Origin of the sequence: Escherichia sp. AM3 (genome assembly GCF_032029835.1) — a bacterium.
GTDB classification, from domain to species: Bacteria; Pseudomonadota; Gammaproteobacteria; order Enterobacterales; family Enterobacteriaceae; genus Escherichia; species Escherichia coli.
Map to the genome: position 1 here is coordinate 1 of NZ_JAVUPQ010000665.1, position 369 is coordinate 369.

The 369-nt window shown below is 53.4% G+C and carries 1 protein-coding gene; it reads left to right on the forward strand.

Features of this window, described 5'->3' with window-relative positions; genetic code table 11:
• Positions 1 to 369, forward strand: a 369-nt coding sequence (locus RTW80_RS27775) for a phage terminase large subunit family protein (protein ID WP_312721337.1), incomplete at both ends; no start/stop codon positions are given.

A 369-nucleotide genomic window follows, 5' to 3' on the forward strand; every position in this document is an offset into this window, starting at 1 on the left:
ACTTTATAGAGCATAAGCAGCGCAACACCCTTATCTGGTTGCCGACGGATGGTGATGCCGAGAACTTTATGAAAACCCACGTTGAGCCGACCATCCGCGATATTCCGTCGCTGCTGGCGCTGGCTCCGTGGTATGGCAAAAAGCACCGGGATAACACGCTCACTATGAAGCGTTTTTCCAATGGTCGTGGCTTCTGGTGCCTGGGCGGTAAAGCGGCAAAAAACTACCGTGAAAAGTCGGTGGATGTGGCGGGTTATGATGAACTTGCTGCCTTTGATGAGGATATTGAACAGGAAGGCTCTCCGACGTTCCTTGGCGACAAACGTATTGAAGGCTCGGTCAGGCCACAGTCCATCCGTGGCTCCACGC